General features: G+C 50.6%; 20 protein-coding genes. 18 read left to right on the forward strand and 2 right to left on the reverse strand.

The features are described from left to right. Positions 1 to 4 precede the first annotated feature (4 nt). Positions 5 to 2,443 (forward strand): ATP-dependent helicase HrpB, encoded by a 2,439-nt coding sequence (hrpB, locus tag GA0071314_RS08720; RefSeq protein WP_074396271.1) that lies wholly within the window; start codon positions 5 to 7, stop codon positions 2,441 to 2,443. 55 nt (positions 2,444 to 2,498) lie between these two features. Here the strand turns inward: hrpB and GA0071314_RS08725 are convergent, their stop codons facing one another. After that, positions 2,499 to 2,705: a hypothetical protein gene (locus GA0071314_RS08725; RefSeq protein WP_074396272.1), complete on the reverse strand. Its 207-nt coding sequence runs from the start codon at positions 2,703 to 2,705 to the stop codon at positions 2,499 to 2,501. 205 nt (positions 2,706 to 2,910) lie between these two features. Between GA0071314_RS08725 and GA0071314_RS08730 the strand changes: the two genes are divergently transcribed. From GA0071314_RS08730 to GA0071314_RS08750, 5 genes are all read left to right on the forward strand, one after another. Beyond that, positions 2,911 to 3,084, forward strand: a complete 174-nt coding sequence (locus tag GA0071314_RS08730; protein ID WP_074396273.1) for a DUF2970 domain-containing protein — start codon at positions 2,911 to 2,913, stop codon at positions 3,082 to 3,084. A gap of 147 nt (positions 3,085 to 3,231) precedes the next feature. Then, entirely contained in the window at positions 3,232 to 4,347 is a 1,116-nt protein-coding gene (coxB, locus tag GA0071314_RS08735) for a cytochrome c oxidase subunit II (RefSeq protein ID WP_074396274.1), read from the forward strand. Positions 4,348 to 4,391: 44 nt separating this feature from the next. Then, positions 4,392 to 6,026, forward strand: coding sequence for a cytochrome c oxidase subunit I (ctaD, locus tag GA0071314_RS08740; protein WP_074396275.1), 1,635 nt, complete (start codon positions 4,392 to 4,394; stop codon positions 6,024 to 6,026). A 39-nt stretch (positions 6,027 to 6,065) separates the two neighbouring features. Then, the gene (locus GA0071314_RS08745) at positions 6,066 to 6,650 is read left to right on the forward strand and encodes a cytochrome c oxidase assembly protein (RefSeq protein WP_074396276.1); all 585 of its coding nucleotides are present in this window, start codon (positions 6,066 to 6,068) and stop codon (positions 6,648 to 6,650) included. 1 nt (position 6,651) lies between these two features. Further along, complete coding sequence (locus GA0071314_RS08750; RefSeq protein WP_074396277.1) at positions 6,652 to 7,512, forward strand: cytochrome c oxidase subunit 3; 861 nt, start codon at positions 6,652 to 6,654, stop codon at positions 7,510 to 7,512. 4 nt (positions 7,513 to 7,516) lie between these two features. On the opposite strand, the gene GA0071314_RS08755 is transcribed toward GA0071314_RS08750, so the two are convergent. Beyond that, positions 7,517 to 7,708: a DUF2909 family protein gene (locus GA0071314_RS08755; protein WP_074396278.1), complete on the reverse strand. Its 192-nt coding sequence runs from the start codon at positions 7,706 to 7,708 to the stop codon at positions 7,517 to 7,519. On the opposite strand from GA0071314_RS08755, the gene GA0071314_RS08760 reads away from it, so the two are divergent. From GA0071314_RS08760 to GA0071314_RS08815, 12 genes are all read left to right on the forward strand, one after another. Further along, complete coding sequence (locus GA0071314_RS08760) at positions 7,689 to 8,408, forward strand: SURF1 family protein (protein WP_074396279.1); 720 nt, start codon at positions 7,689 to 7,691, stop codon at positions 8,406 to 8,408. The two genes, GA0071314_RS08755 and GA0071314_RS08760, sit on opposite strands and share 20 nt — an antisense overlap. Continuing rightward, on the forward strand, positions 8,408 to 8,923 hold the full coding sequence (locus GA0071314_RS08765) for a hypothetical protein (protein WP_074396280.1): 516 nt from the start codon (positions 8,408 to 8,410) through the stop codon (positions 8,921 to 8,923). Before GA0071314_RS08760 ends, GA0071314_RS08765 begins: the two co-directional genes overlap by 1 nt. Before the next feature lie 33 nt (positions 8,924 to 8,956). Next, positions 8,957 to 10,078 carry a COX15/CtaA family protein gene (locus tag GA0071314_RS08770; RefSeq protein ID WP_074396281.1) on the forward strand — a complete coding sequence of 374 codons (1,122 nt, stop codon included), beginning with the start codon at positions 8,957 to 8,959 and terminating at the stop codon, positions 10,076 to 10,078. Between the two features lie 181 nt (positions 10,079 to 10,259). Next, positions 10,260 to 10,727, forward strand: a complete 468-nt coding sequence (locus GA0071314_RS08775; RefSeq protein ID WP_074396282.1) for a DUF2489 domain-containing protein — start codon at positions 10,260 to 10,262, stop codon at positions 10,725 to 10,727. A 290-nt stretch (positions 10,728 to 11,017) separates the two neighbouring features. Next, positions 11,018 to 11,896, forward strand: a complete 879-nt coding sequence (locus tag GA0071314_RS08780) for an OmpA family protein (RefSeq protein WP_074396283.1) — start codon at positions 11,018 to 11,020, stop codon at positions 11,894 to 11,896. A gap of 206 nt (positions 11,897 to 12,102) precedes the next feature. Further along, positions 12,103 to 14,025, forward strand: coding sequence for a threonine--tRNA ligase (gene thrS / locus GA0071314_RS08785; protein ID WP_074396284.1), 1,923 nt, complete (start codon positions 12,103 to 12,105; stop codon positions 14,023 to 14,025). Positions 14,026 to 14,085: 60 nt separating this feature from the next. Continuing rightward, complete coding sequence (gene infC, locus GA0071314_RS08790; RefSeq protein ID WP_156524103.1) at positions 14,086 to 14,577, forward strand: translation initiation factor IF-3; 492 nt, start codon at positions 14,086 to 14,088, stop codon at positions 14,575 to 14,577. 80 nt (positions 14,578 to 14,657) lie between these two features. Then, a complete protein-coding gene (gene rpmI, locus GA0071314_RS08795) occupies positions 14,658 to 14,852 on the forward strand; it encodes a 50S ribosomal protein L35 (protein ID WP_074396286.1) in 195 nt (64 codons plus the stop codon). A gap of 57 nt (positions 14,853 to 14,909) precedes the next feature. Beyond that, positions 14,910 to 15,263, forward strand: a complete 354-nt coding sequence (rplT, locus tag GA0071314_RS08800) for a 50S ribosomal protein L20 (RefSeq protein ID WP_018916261.1) — start codon at positions 14,910 to 14,912, stop codon at positions 15,261 to 15,263. A 165-nt stretch (positions 15,264 to 15,428) separates the two neighbouring features. Next, on the forward strand, positions 15,429 to 16,448 hold the full coding sequence (gene pheS / locus GA0071314_RS08805) for a phenylalanine--tRNA ligase subunit alpha (protein ID WP_074396287.1): 1,020 nt from the start codon (positions 15,429 to 15,431) through the stop codon (positions 16,446 to 16,448). 26 nt (positions 16,449 to 16,474) lie between these two features. Then, positions 16,475 to 18,856 carry a phenylalanine--tRNA ligase subunit beta gene (gene pheT / locus GA0071314_RS08810; RefSeq protein WP_074396288.1) on the forward strand — a complete coding sequence of 794 codons (2,382 nt, stop codon included), beginning with the start codon at positions 16,475 to 16,477 and terminating at the stop codon, positions 18,854 to 18,856. Positions 18,857 to 18,917: 61 nt separating this feature from the next. Next, entirely contained in the window at positions 18,918 to 19,220 is a 303-nt protein-coding gene (locus GA0071314_RS08815) for an integration host factor subunit alpha (RefSeq protein ID WP_074396289.1), read from the forward strand. Positions 19,221 to 19,402: the final 182 nt, after the last annotated feature.

Raw genomic sequence — 19,402 nt, forward strand, 5'->3', positions numbered from 1 at the left:
GTCTATGTCGACGTTACCCATCGAGCCGCATTTAGCTTCTCTGCAAGAGGCCTTAACCGCACACAATCGACTTATCTTGGTGGCTCAGCCAGGGGCTGGTAAAACCACTCGTGTCCCGCTGACTCTGCTTTCTAGCCAGTGGGCACAAGGTCAAAGGCTATTGCTGCTGGAACCCCGTCGAGTCGCAGCGCGGCTGGCGGCAACGTTTATGGCCCTGCAGCTTAATGAACCGGTGGGTCATACGGTGGGCTATCGAATGCGCGGTGACAGCCAAGTCAGCGAGCATACCCGGTTAGAAGTCGTCACCCAGGGGGTGCTTACCCGTATGCTGCAGGATGATCCGTTACTTGAGGGGATTGGCGGGATTATCTTCGATGAGTTTCATGAGCGCAGCATCGAGGCGGACCTGGGGCTAGCGTTGGCGCTGGATGTCCAGCAAAGTATTCGCGACGATCTCCGCCTTATTGTCATGTCCGCCACTATTGATGTCGTGGCGTTGCAGAACGTCCTTGGGCTAGAGACACCGGTTATTGAAAGCACTGGGCGTCAGTATCCCGTTGACACCTTCTATCGGCCAGCGACAAGTGAAATCGCGCTGGAAACGCTGGGCTGTCAAGTAGTCCGTGAAGCCTTAGCGAAGCCGGACACTCGCGATATCCTGGTAATACTACCTGGTGTGGCTGAGATTAACCGCCTGATCGAGCTGCTGGAAAATGCCGATCTCGATATCGAGGTGAGGGCCTTGCACGGGCGTATGTCAATAGAGGCCCAGCAGCAGGCCCTCAAGCAAAATGTCTTACGCCAACGCGTTGTCGTGTCAACGGCTATCGCGGAGTCCAGTGTGACGGTAGACGGTGTGAGCGTGGTCATTGATGCGGGTCTAGAGCGGGTTCCGTTGTTTCAACCGCGCACAGGGCTTACACAATTGACCACGCGACGTGTTAATCGGGCCAGTGCCGATCAGCGTCGCGGGCGAGCGGGGCGGCAATGCCCAGGGCTTTGCTTTAGATTATGGTCTCCAGAACAGCCATTAGTTGCCTTCGGTGAGCCGGAAATACTGCAAGCTGACTTATCCCGACTGGTACTTGAACTAGCGGCGTGGGGCGTACAGTCCCCAAACGATTTAACATGGATGACTCCGCCACCTAGAGGTGCTTGGCAAAGTGGCCAAGCACTGCTACGTGAGTTGGGCATCATTGACCGAGCGGGTATGTTGACCCCTTTTGGTAAACAAAGTGCTGGTTGGCCGTTAGAGCCTCGGCTGGCTGCGATGCTAACGAAAGCTGGTTCACTAGGCATGATGCCGCTGGCCTGTGGCTTGGCTGCACTGCTAGAAAGCCAGGACCGTATCAACGATTCGCTTCGCGATGCGCTAGACGAACGTTATTGCCAGGCTGCACGCTTCCCCTACTGGCAGCGTGAGGCTAAACGCTTGGCGGTAATGGGTAATACGGCTTTTCCTCGCCATATTGGCTATGCATCGCTAAGTACATTGCTGGCACTGGCTTATCCTGATCGTATCGGTCAGTTTATCAGCCTGGGGCGCTTTAAACTCGCAAATGGCAAAACCGCCACGCTGCCGATTAGTCATCCACTGGCGAATGAGCCCTATCTTGTGGCATTAAGCGTAGAAAGCGCGTCTAGCGAGGCCAGGATATATGTGGCTGAGCCACTTGAATACGCTACGCTCGTCAGCCTTTACCCAGCTACCCAGCATTGGCACGACCACATCTATTGGTCAGATGCTCAGGGAAAACTCATCGGCGAAGCGATTCAGCGCCATGGTGAGCTGATACTGGCGACTCAACCGCTTGAGGAATTGCCTGCAGGCGCGGTTATCGACGCGCTGCTAAAGGCATTAAAGCAACGACCGGAACCGCTGTTTACCGACAATGTTAAGCAGTTGCAGGGGCGCATGGCGCTTCTTCATCAAGCCTCTCCGAAAGAGTGGCCTGACTGGTCTGATAAAAAACTGGTAGGTAGCCTAGAAGCATGGTTGGCACCTTATATGGAGGGGGTGTCGCGCATGAGTCAGCTCGAAAAAATGCCTTTTCATACCTACTTACTGGGCTCGCTGAAGTGGGATAAGCAGGTATCATTTGAGCGTTTGACGCCTACTTTGCTGACGGTGCCGAGTGGCAAGCAAGTGGCTATTGATTACACGCCTTGCTTGGAGGACCGGCCACCGATTCTGGCGCTTAAGCTTCAAGAAGCGTTTGGATGGCAGGAGACGCCCACTCTTCTCGATGGCCATGTCGCGGTCATGATTCACTTGCTCTCACCGGCCAGGCGTCCCCTTCAAGTCACGCAGGATCTACGTAGTTTCTGGCTTAATGGCTATCCAGAAGTACGTAAAGAAATGCGAGGGCGCTATCCAAAGCACCCATGGCCAGAAGACCCCTTGTCTGCGACAGCCACCTCAAGGACGAACCGGAGACGATAAACGAAAGCTCCGTAATCAGCGCAGCCCTTGTCTGGCAAAGAACGCTAAATCACATTTATTCGGGTATCTCGCCGGGCTTGCGGTAACGGACGCCTTGAGCGCGGCGCTCCTCTTCAGTAAGTCTTTCATCTTCTGGCGGCACGCCTAATAGGGTCTCTTTTGAGCCATCCTCCCAGGTGTAAGTGGTGCACCCAGAAAGCGACACGACCAATAGGCAGGCGGTGAAGGTCGGGGCCAAAATTTTCAATAGTCGAGTATTCATCAGTCGTCTCCTTGGCTTTTGAAAATCAATATTATCAATCAACTATAGAAGCCAGTAGTGTAAAGTGTAAATTAGCAAGTGCTTGATGCGTTTAAAGCGTTGAAAGCTCGTACGGTAACATGTTGGCAGTGAGCTATTGTGAATTAATAAGCATAACCAGAGCATAGCGATAGGCTAGCGGCACTAGCGATCCAAAGAGGTGAGTATGTGGTCGGTAATTAAATCGGTGCTTGCAGCACTCATCGGGGTGCAAAGTGATCGCAAACGGCGTGAGGATTTCAGCCACAAACACCCAGCTATGTTTATTATTGCTTTCATTATCATCACTTTATTGTTCGTTATGGTGCTATGGGGGCTGGCTTTTTTTATTGCAGGTTAAACGAACGGCTTTATTTTTCTTAAATGACGTGAACATTGGCGGGTGTTTTCTATACTACATTTGATAGCGTTTTTCGGTACTTGTCTGTCTAGCACCTAAATTTGGGAAGTGGCGTACCGCCACAACAACAATAACAAGGGGGCTTCAATGCGCTTATGGTGGCGACCATTAGTGGTTTGTGCAGGTGTGTTAAGTAGTGCTGCTTGCTTCGCCCAATCGTGGAATATGCCCATTGGTGTGACCAATGTGAGTCGTGAGATCCACGGCCTTCACATGACCATTTTTTGGATATGTGTCGCCATTGGGGTGGTGGTCTTTGGAGCCATGTTTTATTCGCTTGCGCGCTACCGTCATGCACGGGGAGCCAAAGCGGCCCACTTTCATGAGAACACCAAGGTAGAAATACTTTGGACGGTAATTCCCGTTCTTATTCTCGTCGGCATGGCCGTGCCTGCTACGGCTACACTGAAAGATATGTACGATGCGTCCGATGCTGAGTTGGACGTCATGATAACGGGCCAGCAATGGCGTTGGCGTTATGAATATCTGGGCGAGGATGTGGCCTTTAATTCCAATCTTAGTACGCCCCGTAGCCAAATTGGTGGCGACGAAAGCCGAGGAGAGCATTATCTGCTAGAAGTGGACGAGCCTCTTGTTCTACCGATTAACCGTAAAATTCGTTTTTTGATGACCTCTGACGACGTTATTCACTCCTGGTGGGTGCCTGACCTGGCCGTTAAGCAAGACACTATTCCTGGGTTTATAAACGAAAACTGGGTCAAAATTAACGAGCCGGGCATCTATCGGGGGCAATGTGCAGAGCTTTGCGGCATTGACCACGGGTTTATGCCTGTGGTGGTTCAAGCAATGGAAGAAGACGCCTTTGATGAATGGATTGCGGAGCGTAAACAAGCAGCTGAGCAAGAATCTCAAGGCGTTGATCGCGAGTGGGCCATGGATGAGTTGATGGAAAGGGGGGAAACGGTTTACGAGTCGATATGTGCATCGTGCCATGAATCGGATGGAGAGGGGTCTCCACCGGCATTTCCGGCGCTCGCGGGTAATCAACAGTTAATTGATGATCTCGATTGGCATTTAGATAAAGTTATCAATGGTGTTTCTGGGGCGGCGATGCCGGCGTTCCGCAGCACCTTGAATCCGGCTGAAATTGCTGCGGTAGTTACTTATACCCAAAACGCATGGGGTAATGACACCCAAGAGCAAGTTCAGCCCGCAAGCGTTGCAGAACAAATCGACCCATAGATGTACTGCAGGTAAAACCGATAATAATATGTTTGGAGACGGATATGGCACCAAAGATACCTCTGCAGTCGACGCTACAGAATAGCGAGTCAATAGCCAGCGCTGGTGGTGTTAGCCACCATGCGTCGTCGCCAACAGGTTGGCGGCGTTGGGTTTTAACCACTAACCATAAAGAAATTGGCACGCTTTATTTAATTTTTTCTTTATCCATGTTTTTTGTTGGCGGTATCTTCGCGCTTGTGGTTCGTGCGGAGCTATTTCAGCCGGGCTTGCAGTTAGTCAATCCTGAGTTTTTTAATCAGATGACAACGATGCATGGCCTTATTATGGTGTTTGCCGCTGTTATGCCAGCCTTTACAGGGCTAGCTAACTGGATGATTCCATTGCAAATCGGCGCACCTGATATGGCACTGCCGCGATTGAATAACTTTAGTTTTTGGCTTCTGCCTGTAGCGTTTACATTGCTACTTTCCACACTATTAATGCCGGGGGGTGGTCCGAATTTCGGCTGGACGTTCTATGCGCCCTTGTCTACGACCTATGCTCCGGCATCGACAACCTTTTTTATTCTCGCTTTACACATCGCTGGGATTAGTTCGATTTTGGGCGCGATTAATATTATCGCTACCATTTTAAACATGCGTGCACCTGGCATGCGTCTGATGGATATGCCTCTATTTGTGTGGACTTGGTTAATCACCGCTTTCTTACTCATTGCAGTGATGCCGGTTTTGGCGGGCGTCATTACGATGATGCTGATGGATATTAACTTTGGGACTAGTTTTTTCGATGCGGGTGGGGGCGGTGACCCTGTGCTTTTTCAGCACCTTTTTTGGTTTTTTGGTCATCCTGAAGTTTACATAATGATTTTGCCAGCTTTTGGTATTGTGTCGGCGATCATTCCCACTTTCGCCCGAAAGCCGCTTTTTGGGTACGCCTCCATGGTATATGCAACCGCTGCCATTGCTCTATTATCATTTCTGGTATGGGCGCACCATATGTTTGTAGTGGGGTTGCCTTTGGTCGCTGAATTATTCTTTATGTATTCGACGATGCTGATCGCCGTACCTACGGGGGTTAAAGTTTTCAATTGGGTGACAACCCTTTTTCGGGGCTCAATTAGTTTTGAGTCGCCAATGTTATTCGCGCTTGCTTTCGTAGTGTTATTTACCATCGGCGGGTTTTCGGGGTTAATGCTTGCTATTGCACCAGCTGATTTTCAATATCACGACACCTATTTTGTTGTGGCTCATTTTCATTACGTTTTAGTCCCAGGCGCCATCTTTGCCATTATGGCGGGGGTATATTACTGGCTGCCCAAATGGACAGGGCACTATCCAAACGAGACGCTTGCAAAGTGGCATTTCTGGTTTTCCGTTATTGGTGTTAACTTGACATTCTTCCCTATGCATTTTGCCGGTTTAGCCGGCATGCCCAGAAGGATACCGGACTATGCTCTTCAGTTTGCTGACTTTAATTTGGTCTCCAGTATAGGCGCTTTCTTTTTTGGCACGTCGCAACTGCTTTTCGTGCTGGTAATCGTTTTATGCGTGAAAGGGGGGAAGCAAGCACCTGCTCAAGCATGGGAAGGTGCGGTCGATTTAGAGTGGACGGTACCTAGCCCGGCCCCTTTACATACGTTCGAGACGCCTCCTGTATTTCGTCCGGCAGAAAAATAAGTAGTTAATCCCACTATGTAGCATTACATGGAGAGGTATATGCATTCATACCAAGCAGATGGGGTTAAGAAAACGGTCACTAAGACAATTTTCGCTTTGGTGGGTATGTTTGCTTTTGCTTTTTCGCTGGTTCCACTGTACGACGTTTTTTGCGATGTAACGGGTATCAATGGCAAGGTGAGTACGACAGCGAAACGTGCTTTAGGCGACGACGTTAATAGCGAACGTTATGTGACGGTTCAGTTTATTACGCGCACGAGTGCCGGGCTGCCTTGGCAACTAGGGGTTGAAAGCCACCAAGTACAGGTTCATCCAGGCCAAACGACTGAGATTGATTTTACGTTTTCCAATCGCAGCCAGTCGGTTAGCTGGGGGCGGGCTGTGCCCAGTGTTAGTCCCTCTTCTGCAACAGCGCATGTGCGTAAGGTGAGTTGCTTTTGTTTCCAGGAGCAACGACTCGAGGCTAATGAAAGCCTTACAATTCCACTTGTTTTTCAATTAGACAATACATTGCCAAAGGATATAGCGACCGTTACATTGGTATATACGCTATACCCCATAAAAGAAAATGATGATAGCCCAGTTGTAGCAAAAAACATGAATAACAAAAATGGGGAGATTTGATATGAGTGGCGCTAGCTATTACGTTCCTGCAACAAGTCGCTGGCCGATATTAGGGTCTCTGGCAGTTGGTTTGCTGATGATAGGTTTAGGCGCGCAGCTTGTTTATGGTACCACTGCGCTGGTAATCGCAATAGGCTTTCTTTCGATTGTGACTGTAATGGCATTTTGGTTTCGAGATGTCATTAAAGAGTCTCATCTCGGGCTTTATAATAACCAAATGGATCGCTCATTCCGTTGGGGGATGGGGTGGTTCATTTTTTCTGAAGTGATGTTTTTTGCTGCTTTTTTTGGTGCTTTATTTTACGTTAGAACGTTTGCCATTCCATGGTTAGGCGGTGAAGGTACGAAAGGTGTATCTGCACTTTTATGGCCAAACTTTATAGCCGAATGGCCTTTATTGAGCCCGCCTGACGCTTCCATTTCGGGGCCTGATAATGTATTCAGTCCCTGGCAGTTGCCGTTGGTGAATACTTTGTTATTGGTTACCTCAAGTATCACCTTAACGATTGCGCACGAGGCACTTAAAGAGGGGCATCGCTCAGTATGTAGGAATTGGCTGGCGGGCACTGTTTTGCTTGGTTGTTGTTTTATTTTTATTCAAGGTGTCGAATATTATGAAGCTTATCAACATTATGGCATTACACTGGAAGCTGGTATTTTTGGCTCTACGTTCTTTATATTAACGGGTTTTCACGGTGTTCACGTTATTATTGGCACTTTGATTCTTATGGTGATGTTGGTGCGTGTTTTCCGTGGCCATTTTTCGGATTCTCAGCACTTTGCTTTCGAGGCATCTTGCTGGTATTGGCATTTTGTCGACGTTGTATGGCTGGGGTTGTTTATCTTTGTTTATGTGGTTTGAGTTATCAAGTGAGTTGGCCGCTCAAAAAGCCATACGTAATAAGTACTAAGAGTAGGGCGGCGAAGCTTATTCGCCACTTCAATGAGGTGAGTAGCCGCTTGGACGATGTGCCGTCGCGTAACAGGTAACCAGCACCTGCCGCTAAACTAAGCAACATGGCGATAAAAATAATGATAATGAGTGATTTAAGTAGCATAAAAAAACGTTCCTTATATCGCTGGCGTCAATATGGCTGGTATGCCTTTTGGCTTTCGTTGGTTTTGTTAGGTGGGTTCCTCGGTGTATGGCAATGGGACCGAGCCGACAACAAACAAGCAGCGGCATCGGCGCGAGCCAGTGCCCCAGCCCTTGTTGACCCCCAAACCCAGCCCATTGAAGGGGCAGACGTTACGCTCAACGGAGAGTATATGCCTGAACATACCTTTTTTTTAGATAATCGTATCCTTGAGGGGCGTTTGGGTGTCGCCGTTTTAACGCCGTTAAAAGATAAATTTGGTCATTACTGGCTGATTCAGCGCGGTTTTATTGAAACCGGCACGAGTCGCGACCCTCCTAGTGTATCGACACCTGACCGACAGGTCTCATTAACGGGCGAATGGCAGTCTGCAAAGGATGATGGCTTGCTGTTTGGACCAAACATTGAGGGGACTCGGCTGCAGCAAATTAGCTTAGCGCCTTGGCAAGGTGTAATACCAGATTTTCGTTATCAAGGGTGGGTGCATGCGCAAGATGGTGGCGGTGTCTTTTCAGAATGGTGGCAGGCCAATGTGATGCCGGCCAGTAGGCATCTTGCCTATGCATTTCAGTGGTGGGGGCTTGCGCTCGTCGCGCTAATTACGATGTGGATAGGTGGACGATATTTTAACTCTGAACGTGGACACAATAAGGAGACTTAATGGCCGCCCTCAATTCGGCTAATCGTCAGCGAGTTAAGCTGTTGCTGATATTCATTATTTTTGCTGCTCCTATTGTCACTGCTTGGGGAATGGTTGAGTGGCGAGTGGGGGTTCCACAGCAAAGTATCGCCAATGGTTCGCCAGCTGAGCAAATACCATCACTCGAGGACTGGCCCATTGACACAGAGGCAAATTTTGCTACTTCGCAAAAACAGTGGACGCTAGCCTTTGATTGTTCGCAGCAGTGTGCTGAACGTCGGGATGTTCTGTGGCGGATGCATCGCGCTTTGGGGCGTGACGCTGATCGCTTAACGCGCCTACGTATTGGAGGAGATGATGAAACCTTGCCTGGTGAGCAACTGGCACGTTGGCATGAATCTCCACCTTGGCGGAAAGCGAATAGTGTATGGCTTATCGATCCAGAAGGACGTCCTGCACTGTCATTCCCAGCTTCTATTTCAGTGGAGAAAATACTCGATGATACACAGCACTTATTCAAGGTAAACGCTAGGTAGTTCAGAGCTAATATTTGCCGTGGAGGGGACTCAATGGTTAATCATCAGCGTATTGCCGTCATAAAGGCACTCTCCTTCATTGGTATCGCCTTAACTGCTTTAGTGATGTTGGTAGGTGCCTGGACACGCTTATCCGACGCTGGCCTTGGCTGTCCGGATTGGCCTGGTTGCTATGGTCAGTGGGTAGTGCCCACGGCATATGATGCGGCTGTAAGCTATCCAGCCTTTCCGCTAGAAGCTTCAAAAGCGTGGCTTGAGATGTTTCATCGTTATATCGCGACGCTGCTAGGTGCTACCGCGATATTGCTGCTGTGGCTAGGCTGGCCATTTAGAAGAGCTAAGCACTATCCGTGGCGCATTAGTGTGCTTTTGTTACTTGTTATCGTGGCTCAAGGGATTTTTGGCGCGCTGACTGTAACGCTCACATTGTGGCCCCAAGTTGTAACGCTACATTTATTAGGTGGCATGGGAATTCTATCGATTTTTGTCTGGCTGCACTGTCGTTTGAAAGCCTTGCAAAACGGTACCTATAGAACACCCAGTAAGGCATCTGTGTATTGGTGGCTAGTAGCGGTTTTATTACTTGGTCAGTTAGCGTTGGGTGGCTGGGTTTCGAGCAATTATGCGGGGATATCATGTCAGGGCTTCCCGTCTTGTAATACGCAATGGTGGCCGGACATGGACCTTAGTGAGGGGTTCCATCTAACTCAAACCGTAGGTCCCAATTATTTATACGGCAAGCTACATGCTGATGCGCGAACGGCCATTCACATGGTGCATCGCCTATGGGGTGGCTTATTGGGGGTGGCTATCCTGATGTTGTGGTGGCGATACCGTCATTATAAAGCGGCGGGAGGTTTGGTAGGTGTATTAAAAATGTACTGTCTTCAAGTCACGCTAGGTATTGCCAGCGTTCTTTTGTGGTTGCCACTTTGGTTAGCACTACTACACACCGCAGGGGCTATGGCGCTTACTGTCAGCTATTTACTTGCTTGGTGGCGGTGGCGCTATGGCCCGCTTGGCAATGAGACTGCACATTTCAGTGCCTCGTCATTGCGTCGTTATCGGCCATTTGAGGTGTTGACCCATAATGCTGCGCGTGCACGCGCTGACATCGTAACGCCTGATGCCAGCCGGTCAGCACGTTTCGATTGAGGTTGTGTGTTTTCATGAAGGTGTTGTTTTAAGAGCTAATACTCAAAAATACCGGCCCTAAGGTTTTTTCGATATTGCTAAAATGCATATATGGCGCCAAAAGGGTATATCTTGTACGTACTCAATGGTATAAGGTGTACAAATCTAGTAAAGCAATTGATAAGTTTGGGTAAGGAGTATCATGGGTCTGACGAGCGCAATGTTACTTTTGTTCGTCGCGATAGTGGTCATTTTAGGCTTGGCGGGTTATGCCTATCGCCTACGTCAGGAAGTAAAGCGTCGTGATGCCTTTCGCGTTGCAGAAGACCAGCGTGCACAGCTTAACAGCTTGGAAAATCTTGATTGGGTGACGGCTGCATTGGTCCAGGAACAAGTTGATGTGACCGAAGGTGCCTGGCGCTGCAAAGTGTTGCTTGAAATTATTGACCCAAATTTAACTGAGAAACCTGAGTTTAAAGCCTTTTCCGATCATTATCAGCTCACAAAACATCTGAAAACCCATTCTGCACGGCAGCAACTAACGCCGCGTGAGCGCATGCAAGAAGACCGTGAGCGCCTAGCAGCTGAGGAACAGATGCGTAGCGCTGTGTTAGCGGCTGCACAGGCCGTTATTACATGGCGCAAAAAAGGCGGGCAGGGGCTTCATTGAGCTGTCAATGGATTGATCGTCCATATTTTTTTAGCATAGCCGTTGGTATTTAGTGCTCTCTACACTTATTTTGCTATGCTGAAGGGTGTTGGTCAGCAACAAGTTGATATATCGACAACTTGCTTACGAACATTGGTTTGGTACCGTGGGCAATAGCTTGGCATCGAGGGAGGCCAACTTGTACGATGTTAAGCAGGCGAAAAATGGATGCTCTCGCTTTAAAAAAAGAAGCATTATATAGATTTGGTCACTAATGGCCATGTCAGCATTGGATCAAGAAGGAGTCTTGTATGAAAAAATCAACGACTGGCTTACTAATCGGTTCCGCTTTGGTAGTTGGCCTTTCCGGCTGTGCTAGCTCTGCCTCCCAGTCTTCTGGGCAAAGCCAAGCGAGCGCTAGTGGAGACCGTAGCTGGTATCAGCACCCTGCCATTTGTGGGTTGGCAGGCAGTATTATTGGCGGCAGCATCGGTTACGCAACGAGCGGTAGCTCTGATGAAGATACTGGTACGGTTGTTGGCGCAACAACGGGTGCCACAATTGGTGGGTTGCTGTGTGCGGATAAAACTCCTGAGCCTGAAGAACCGCAATGTCCGAGTTTCGATGGTGACATCCCTGCAGGCGCCGCTGTTGACGCTGAAGGTTGCCCGTTAGATTCTGATGATGACGGCGTACCCGACTTCCGTGATCAGTGCCCAGGTACCCCTGCGGGTGTTGAGGTTGACGCTGACGGCTGCCCGATCGATTCAGACGAAGACGGTGTACCGGACTATCGTGATCAGTGCCCCAACACACCGGCTGGCGAAGAAGTTAACTCACTAGGTTGCCCTGAAAGCGTTGTGCTTGAAGATGTAAACTTTGAGTTTGATTCTGCCCAGCTGACTTCTGAAGCGCGTAACGTGCTTAATGGTGTTGCCGAGCGTCTGGTTAATAACCCCGATGTTCGCGTTCGCATCGAAGGCCACACCGATTCAGTTGGTTCTGCTGAGTACAATAAAGAGCTTTCTCAAGCACGTGCTGAATCCGTGACCGACTACCTCGCTACTCGTGGCGTTGAGTCAGATCGCATGATGGCTGAAGGCTTCGGTGAAGAGCAGCCAGTTGCAACCAATGACACTGATGCAGGTCGCGCTGAAAACCGTCGCGTAGAGCTGGATGAGTGGAATTAAGGTAAGCAGTTAGCGCGTTTACCTAACGGTTTACCACGCGTTAATTTAAATGAAGCGGAGGGCCTTAAGCCTTCCGCTTTTTATTTATGCTAGGGCTAACATCTGTTAGCCTTGTCGCCTGATTTAGTATTTAACTATCTTCGACATCATTGATAGCGAAATGTGATCCTTGGTATGGATCACCACTGCGCTCAAGGACAATTTGTATGCCCATTGTGACACTGCCAGACGGCAGTCAGAGAACGTTTGATGTACCGCTTTCCATTATGCAGCTGGCAGAGTCCATTGGCCCTGGTTTGGCTAAGGCCTGTGTTGCTGGAAAGATAGACGGTGTATTGGTTGATGCCGCGGACTTAATTGAGAAAGATGCCCAGGTGGCAATTCTTACTGCCCGTGACCCTGAAGGGCTGGATGTTATCCGGCACTCCTGCGCCCATTTGATTGGTCACGCAGTCAAACAACTATATCCCAATGCCAAAATGGCTATCGGGCCGGTCATCGAAGATGGTTTCTATTACGATATCGAATTTGGCAACTCAGTGTCGCCTGATGATTTGGATGCGATTGAAGCACGCATGAAAGCACTGATTGAGCATGAATATGACGTTGTTCGAGAATACGTCGATCGTGATCAAGCCATGCTGACCTTCCTGCATCGTGATGAGCCTTATAAGCAAGAGATCATTCGCGATATTCCCGAAGATGCTACCATCCGCCTGTATCATCATGAAGAATACACTGACATGTGTCGTGGCCCTCATGTGCCTAATACACGTCACCTCAAGGCATTTAAACTGACCAAGCTAGCGGGCGCTTATTGGCGCGGTGATGCCTCGAACGCCATGTTGACGCGGATTTATGGCACGGCTTGGGGAGATAAAAAGCAGCTCAAGGCCTACTTGAAGCGGTTAGAAGAAGCAGAAAAACGTGATCACCGGAAATTGGCCCGCAAAATGGACCTTTTTCACTTGCAAGAAGAAGCGCCGGGTATGGTGTTCTGGCACCCCAACGGCTGGACGATGTACCAAGCGCTGGAAGATTACATGCGCCAAATCCAGCGCGAACACGGGTATCAGGAAATAAAAACGCCCCAGGTCGTGGACCTGTCCCTGTGGAAGAAATCAGGCCACTGGGGGCACTACAATGAGCTGATGTTCACCACCGAATCTGAGAAACGGGAGTACGCGGTTAAGCCGATGAACTGCCCTTGCCACGTGCAAGTCTTTAACCAAGGGCTCAAAAGCTATCGTGATTTACCACTCCGTTTGGCAGAGTTTGGTAGCTGCCACCGCAATGAACCATCTGGCTCCTTACACGGTCTGATGCGCGTACGAGGGTTTACCCAAGACGATGCGCACATTTTTTGTACCGAAAGCCAGATTCAATCTGAAGCGGAAGCCTTCATTGCGTTAACGCTGCAAGTATATAAAACGCTGGGTTTTGAGGATGTAGAGCTTAAGCTCTCGACGCGGCCTGACGATTTTCTTGGCGAAGCGGTCATGTGGGACCAAGCCGAGCAAGGGCTAGAAGCGGCACTCAATGCGACAGGGCTCGAATGGGACCTGCAGCCGGGGGAAGGGGCTTTTTATGGTCCGAAAATTGAGTTTGCGCTACGCGATTGCCTGAATCGCGTGTGGCAATGTGGTACGCTACAGCTCGACTTTAATTTGCCAGGTCGGCTCGGGGCACAATACGTTGCTGAAGACGGCTCTCGTAAAACCCCGGTGATGCTGCATCGTGCAATTTTAGGTTCCTTTGAGCGTTTCTTAGGAATTTTGATTGAGCACTATGCTGGCGCAATGCCATTATGGCTAGCGCCGCAGCAAGTCATCGTTATGACGATTACCGACGCGCAGCGTGATTACGCCCTTGCTTTAGAGCAGCGTTTGCAAAAAAATGGAATGCGTGCGAAAGCGGACTTGAGGAACGAGAAGATCGGCTTTAAAATCCGCGAACATACGTTACAGAAAATTCCCTATCTCCTGGTGGTAGGAGATAAGGAAGTCGACGCTGACTCAGTGGCCGTGCGAACTCGCAGCGGCGAAGATCTCGGCACCATGACGGTCGATGCATTTATCGAACGGTTTGGTACAGAGCGAGCAGCCCTGGCGACATCGTCAATTGCCTAAGGAGACGGAGCGATCAAGCGAAGCAATCAGCGAGGGCGCCCAGCAGACAAGCGCCCACCAATGAACGAGCGAATTACCGAAGAAGAAGTGCGTCTTATTGATAGCGACGGTGAACAGTTGGGTGTAGTGCCTACCACTGAAGCGTTAGAGCGTGCTCAGTCTTCCGGTTTTGATCTCGTGCAAATTTCGAATGCCGACCCCATCGTCTGTAAGATTATGGATTACGGCAAATTCGTTTTTGAGCAGAAAAAGCAAAAAGCGGCTCAAAAGAAAAAGCAGAAGCAAATCCAGGTTAAGGAAGTCAAATTCCGGCCTGGCACCGATGAAGGCGACTATCAGGTTAAGCTTAAAAACCTGACACGCTTTTTAGAAGGTGGTGACAAGGGTAAGGTCACATTGCGCTTCCGTGGTCGTGAAATGGCGCACCAGGATATCGGCCGTAAGCTGATGGAAAGGATTGCCGCCGACCTGGAAGAGATCGGAGCGGTGGAATCATTTCCAAAAATGGAAGGCCGCCAGATGATTATGATCCTTGCCCCGAAAAAGAAGTGATCCAACGGCGAAGTTAACGGGCTACCTTATCTGGTAGTTGGCCCTGGGTTTTCTAAAAAACATCGAGCGGAGTTTTTCTAATGCCGAAAATCAAAAGCAACAGTGGTGCTGCAAAGCGCTTTAAAAAGACCGCCAATGGCTTCAAGCACAAGCAGTCTTTTCGTAGCCACATCTTGACCAAGAAATCGACCAAGCGTAAGCGTCAGCTGCGCGGTATGAAGCAGATTCACGCGTCTGATAAAGCGCTCGTTCAGCGAATGCTGCCGAATCTGTAACGTCGAATTTTCTTATTCTGAGTGCGTTTGCCTCAGCCATAAAGTCAGGAGTGTGTTATGACTCGTGTTAAGCGTGGCGTAGTTGCCCGTCGTCGCCATAAAAAAGTATTGAAGCAGGCCAAAGGTTATTACGGTGCCCGTTCGCGCGTATTCCGTGTAGCTAAGCAGGCGGTTATCAAAGCCGGTCAGTATGCCTATCGCGACCGTCGTAATCGTAAGCGTCAGTTCCGTGCGCTGTGGATCCAGCGTATTAATGCGGCCGCACGTATTAACGGTATGTCTTATAGCCGCTTTGTTGGCGGTCTTAAGAAAGCCGGTATCGAAATCGACCGCAAGGTGCTGGCGGATCTGGCAGTTCACGAGAAAGCGGCATTTGCTGCGATCGTGGAAAAAGCCAAGGCTGCCCAATAAGCTTCACCCGGCGCTAAGCGCGCCAGAGGAAGCCACGGTCATTTTAGTGTGACCCATACAGGGGAAGAGCAGCCGCTCTTCCCCTGTTTTTATGTCACGCCCTTCAATCATAATGTGACTCGCCATCCTTAACGGGTGGAAATCGCTTAATTCGGAGTAAACAGGATGGACCACCTTCCGGCGCTGGTTTCTCAGGCGCGCGACGCCATTCAGGCTGCGCAAAATGTCGCTGCATTGGATGAAGTGCGCGTTCGCTACTTGGGCAAAAAGGGCGAAATGACGACTTTGCTTAAGGGGCTAGGCAAACTTTCCGCCGAAGAGCGTCCAGCTGCGGGTGAGCGTATTAATCGTGCCAAGCAGACGCTGGCCGGAGAGATTGACGCTAAACGTCAACAGCTTGAGCATGAAGCGCTAGGCGAACGTTTAGCGGCTGAATGCATTGATGTCACATTGCCTGGTCGCGCCCAGTCTGCAGGCGGTTTGCACCCGGTGACCCGCACATTAGAGCGGATTGAAGGGCTATTCACCCGAATCGGCTACGACGTTGCCGTAGGGCCTGAAATTGAAGATGATTACCATAATTTCGAGGCGCTAAATATTCCCGCGCACCACCCCGCTCGCGGTATGGCGGATACCTTCTATTTCGATGCGACTCGGCTATTGCGTACGCACACCTCCCCTGTGCAAGTGCGAACCATGAAAAGTACCGAGCCGCCTATCCGTATTGTCTGCCCAGGGCGTGTCTACCGCAGTGATTCAGACTTGACCCATACACCCATGTTCCACCAAGTCGAAGGACTACTGGTGGACGAGGACATCAGCTTTGCGGATTTGAAAGGCACGATCGAAGATTTCTTGCAGGCGTTTTTTGAGCGCGACGATCTATCAGTGCGCTTTCGGCCCTCTTATTTCCCTTTTACAGAGCCCTCGGCGGAAGTCGATATCCAGTGTGTCATGTGCAGCGGCTCTGGGTGCCGTGTTTGCTCGCATAGTGGTTGGTTGGAAGTGATGGGCTGCGGCATGGTGCATCCTGAAGTCTTTCGGCATTCTGGTATTGATGCAGAGCGCTTTACAGGGTTTGCATTTGGCATGGGGGCTGAACGCTTGGCGATGCTCCGTTATGGCGTGAATGACCTTCGTTTGTTCTTTGAAAACGATTTGCGTTTCTTGCGCCAATTCGCTTAAGTCCACGGCCAACCATAGGAATGAGTATGAAATTTTCAGAGCAGTGGCTGCGTGAATGGGTTTCCCCAGAACTTGGTGCTCAAGCAGTAGCCGACCAGATCACTATGGCAGGCCTGGAGGTCGACGCCATTGAGCCAGTAGCGGCCTCGTTTAGCGCAGTGGTCGTGGCCAAGGTGTTGACGAAAGAGCAGCACCCCGATGCTGATAAGCTCAACGTGTGTACGGTGGATGATGGAAGTGGTTTGCCGGTTCAAGTGGTGTGTGGGGCGCCCAATGTGGGAGTGGGGCAGAAGGTGCCTTTTGCCCAGGTAGGTGGTGTATTGCCGCACGATTTCAAAATTAAGAAAGCCAAGCTCAGAGGAGTCGAATCCCGCGGTATGATTTGTTCTGCCTCTGAGCTTGGTCTAGAGGAAGAGGCGTCCGACGGTATCCTAGAGTTACCCAGCGAAGCGCCCGTCGGCATGGATTTTCGTGAGTTTATGCGCCTCAACGATATGACCATTGAGGTAGATCTCACGCCTAACCGTGGCGACTGTCTAAGCATCAAAGGGATGGCGCGAGAAGTTGGCGTCCTCAATCGTATGGCGGTGACAGGGCCAGAAATAACGGCTGTACCTGCCACGATTGACGATACGTTTGCAGTCGACATTGAAGCAACGCAACAGTGCCCACGTTATCTTGGTCGTGTGATCAACAACGTTGACGTCACTGCTGAGACACCTCTTTGGATGGTTGAGCGATTGCGGCGCAGTGGTGTGCGCTCGATTGACTCGGTGGTTGATGTTACCAACTACGTGATGTTGGAGCTTGGGCAGCCAATGCATGCCTTTGACCGGGACAACCTTAGCGGCGGCATCGTCGTGAGGATGGCTCGCCCCGGGGAGTCGTTGACACTGCTTGATGGCCAGGAAATCGCCTTGCGTCCCGAAACGCTTGTGATTGCCGATGCGTCAGGCCCTCTTGCGATGGCGGGTATTATGGGCGGAGAGATGTCAGGCGTTAGTAAAGCAACGCGGACGATCTTCCTGGAGGCTGCTTTTTTTAGCCCGCTAGCGATTGCCGGCCAGGCCCGCTCATACGGGCTACATACCGATGCATCGCATCGCTTCGAACGCGGTGTAGACCCGCAGCTCACGCCGTTCGCGGTAGAGCGCGCCACACGGCTACTCCTGGAAATTTGCGGTGGTGAAGCAGGGCCGGTGGTGGAGGCGATAAGTGATGCCTCTATGCCGGTTTCCGGGCGGATTACACTGCGTGAAGCTCGGCTTGAAAAAGCCCTCTCAAAGCGATTGGCCAACAATGATGTGACCGATATTTTGCAGCGGCTGGGCTTTGCGGTGGCCGAAAGTGGGGGCAACTGGCTGGTCGATGTGCCCAGCTGGCGATTTGATGTGGCTATTGAAGAAGACCTTATCGAAGAAGTTGCTCGGGTTCATGGTTACAACAATTTGCCAGTGCGCCGTCCCGCCGCGCGACTCTCACTACGTGCAGCTGATGAGGCAATGCTGCCGCTAAGTCAGTTGCGTCGTCAGATGGTGGCTCAAGGCTTCCAAGAAGCAATCACCTATAGCTTTGTTGCTCCTGAACTGCAGTCCGCAATGTTGCCCGAAGCGGTGTCGCCGGTGCTGGCCAATCCTATTTCAGCAGACTTGTCGGTGATGCGCGCCAGTTTACTACCAGGGTTGGTTCGTGCGTTGGAGCACAACCTCAATCGCCAGCAAAACCGAGTGCGCCTTTTTGAAACAGGCCTAGTGTTCAATGGCGAGCTGGATGCGTTATCGCAGATACCTATGATGGGCGCGTTAGTGTGTGGCTCGCGGGACCCGGAAGGCTGGAGCGGCGCTAAAGCCCGCGTTGATTTTTACGACCTTAAAGGCGACTTGGAGAGCTTGTTAGCGCTAGGCGGGAATCGCGAAGCATGGCGGTTTGAGCCAGCTGAGCATCCTGCATTGCACCCAGGGCAAAGCGCGCAAGTGCTGTTTGAAGGCAAGTCAGCGGGTTGGATTGGCACTTTGCATCCCCAGGTGCGGGCGACGCTTGGGCTGAAAGTTGACGCCATTGTGTTCGAGGTGCGGCTGGATTACTTAAGCCAAGGGCAGGTGCCCGCTTTTGAGCCATTATCGCGCTTTCCTGAAGTGCGCCGCGACCTAGCCTTTACCATGCCCGATGACCGCCCTGTACAGGCGTTGCTGGATAGTGCTCGTGTAAAAGCGGGTGAATACCTGAAAGACATAACGCTATTTGATGTCTATGCTGGTAAAGGCGTTGCCGAAGGACGCAAGAGTATCGCGCTAGGCTTGACCTGGCAGCACCCATCGCGCACGCTTAATGATGAAGAAATCAATCAGTTGGTAGAGTCGATAGTAGCGCAGGTGCAAGCTGAGTTAGGTGCCGAGCTACGCGGCTAACAGTGCCAAGTTGCGAGCTGTTTCGTAAGCTTGGAGGCGTTGTGCTACATGGAGGAGTCCTATGGGTGCGTTGACCAAAGCAGAGCTAGCGGAGCATTTACACACCGAGCTATCATTTTCTAAGCGGGAAGCGAAGGCCATGGTCGAAGCTTTCTTCGAGGAAATTCGTGCCTGCCTGAGAGAGAACGAGCAAGTGAAGTTGTCAGGGTTTGGTAATTTTGACTTACGCGATAAGCGTGAGCGTCCAGGACGTAATCCCAAGACAGGCGAGGAAATTCCGATTTCAGCGCGCCGTGTTGTTACCTTTCGTCCCGGGCAAAAACTTAAGCAGCAGGTGGAATACTACCGAGGTCCAGCTTCATAGAAAGCTTCCTGCTAGTGCATGAGTAGCCCTGCTTACGGCCCCCGTTGACATTATTAGGTGTTATCGGGGGCTTTGCTTTTCATCCATAGTAGAAGCCTTTGAGGGTGTGTCAATTCACTGGGCCATGTTAATATTTGAGTAAATTCATCAAGTATTGATCGGCTTGCTGCCGGCAGTACATC

Origin of the sequence: Halomonas sp. HL-93, assembly GCF_900086985.1 — a bacterium.
Classification (GTDB): domain Bacteria; phylum Pseudomonadota; class Gammaproteobacteria; order Pseudomonadales; family Halomonadaceae; genus Vreelandella.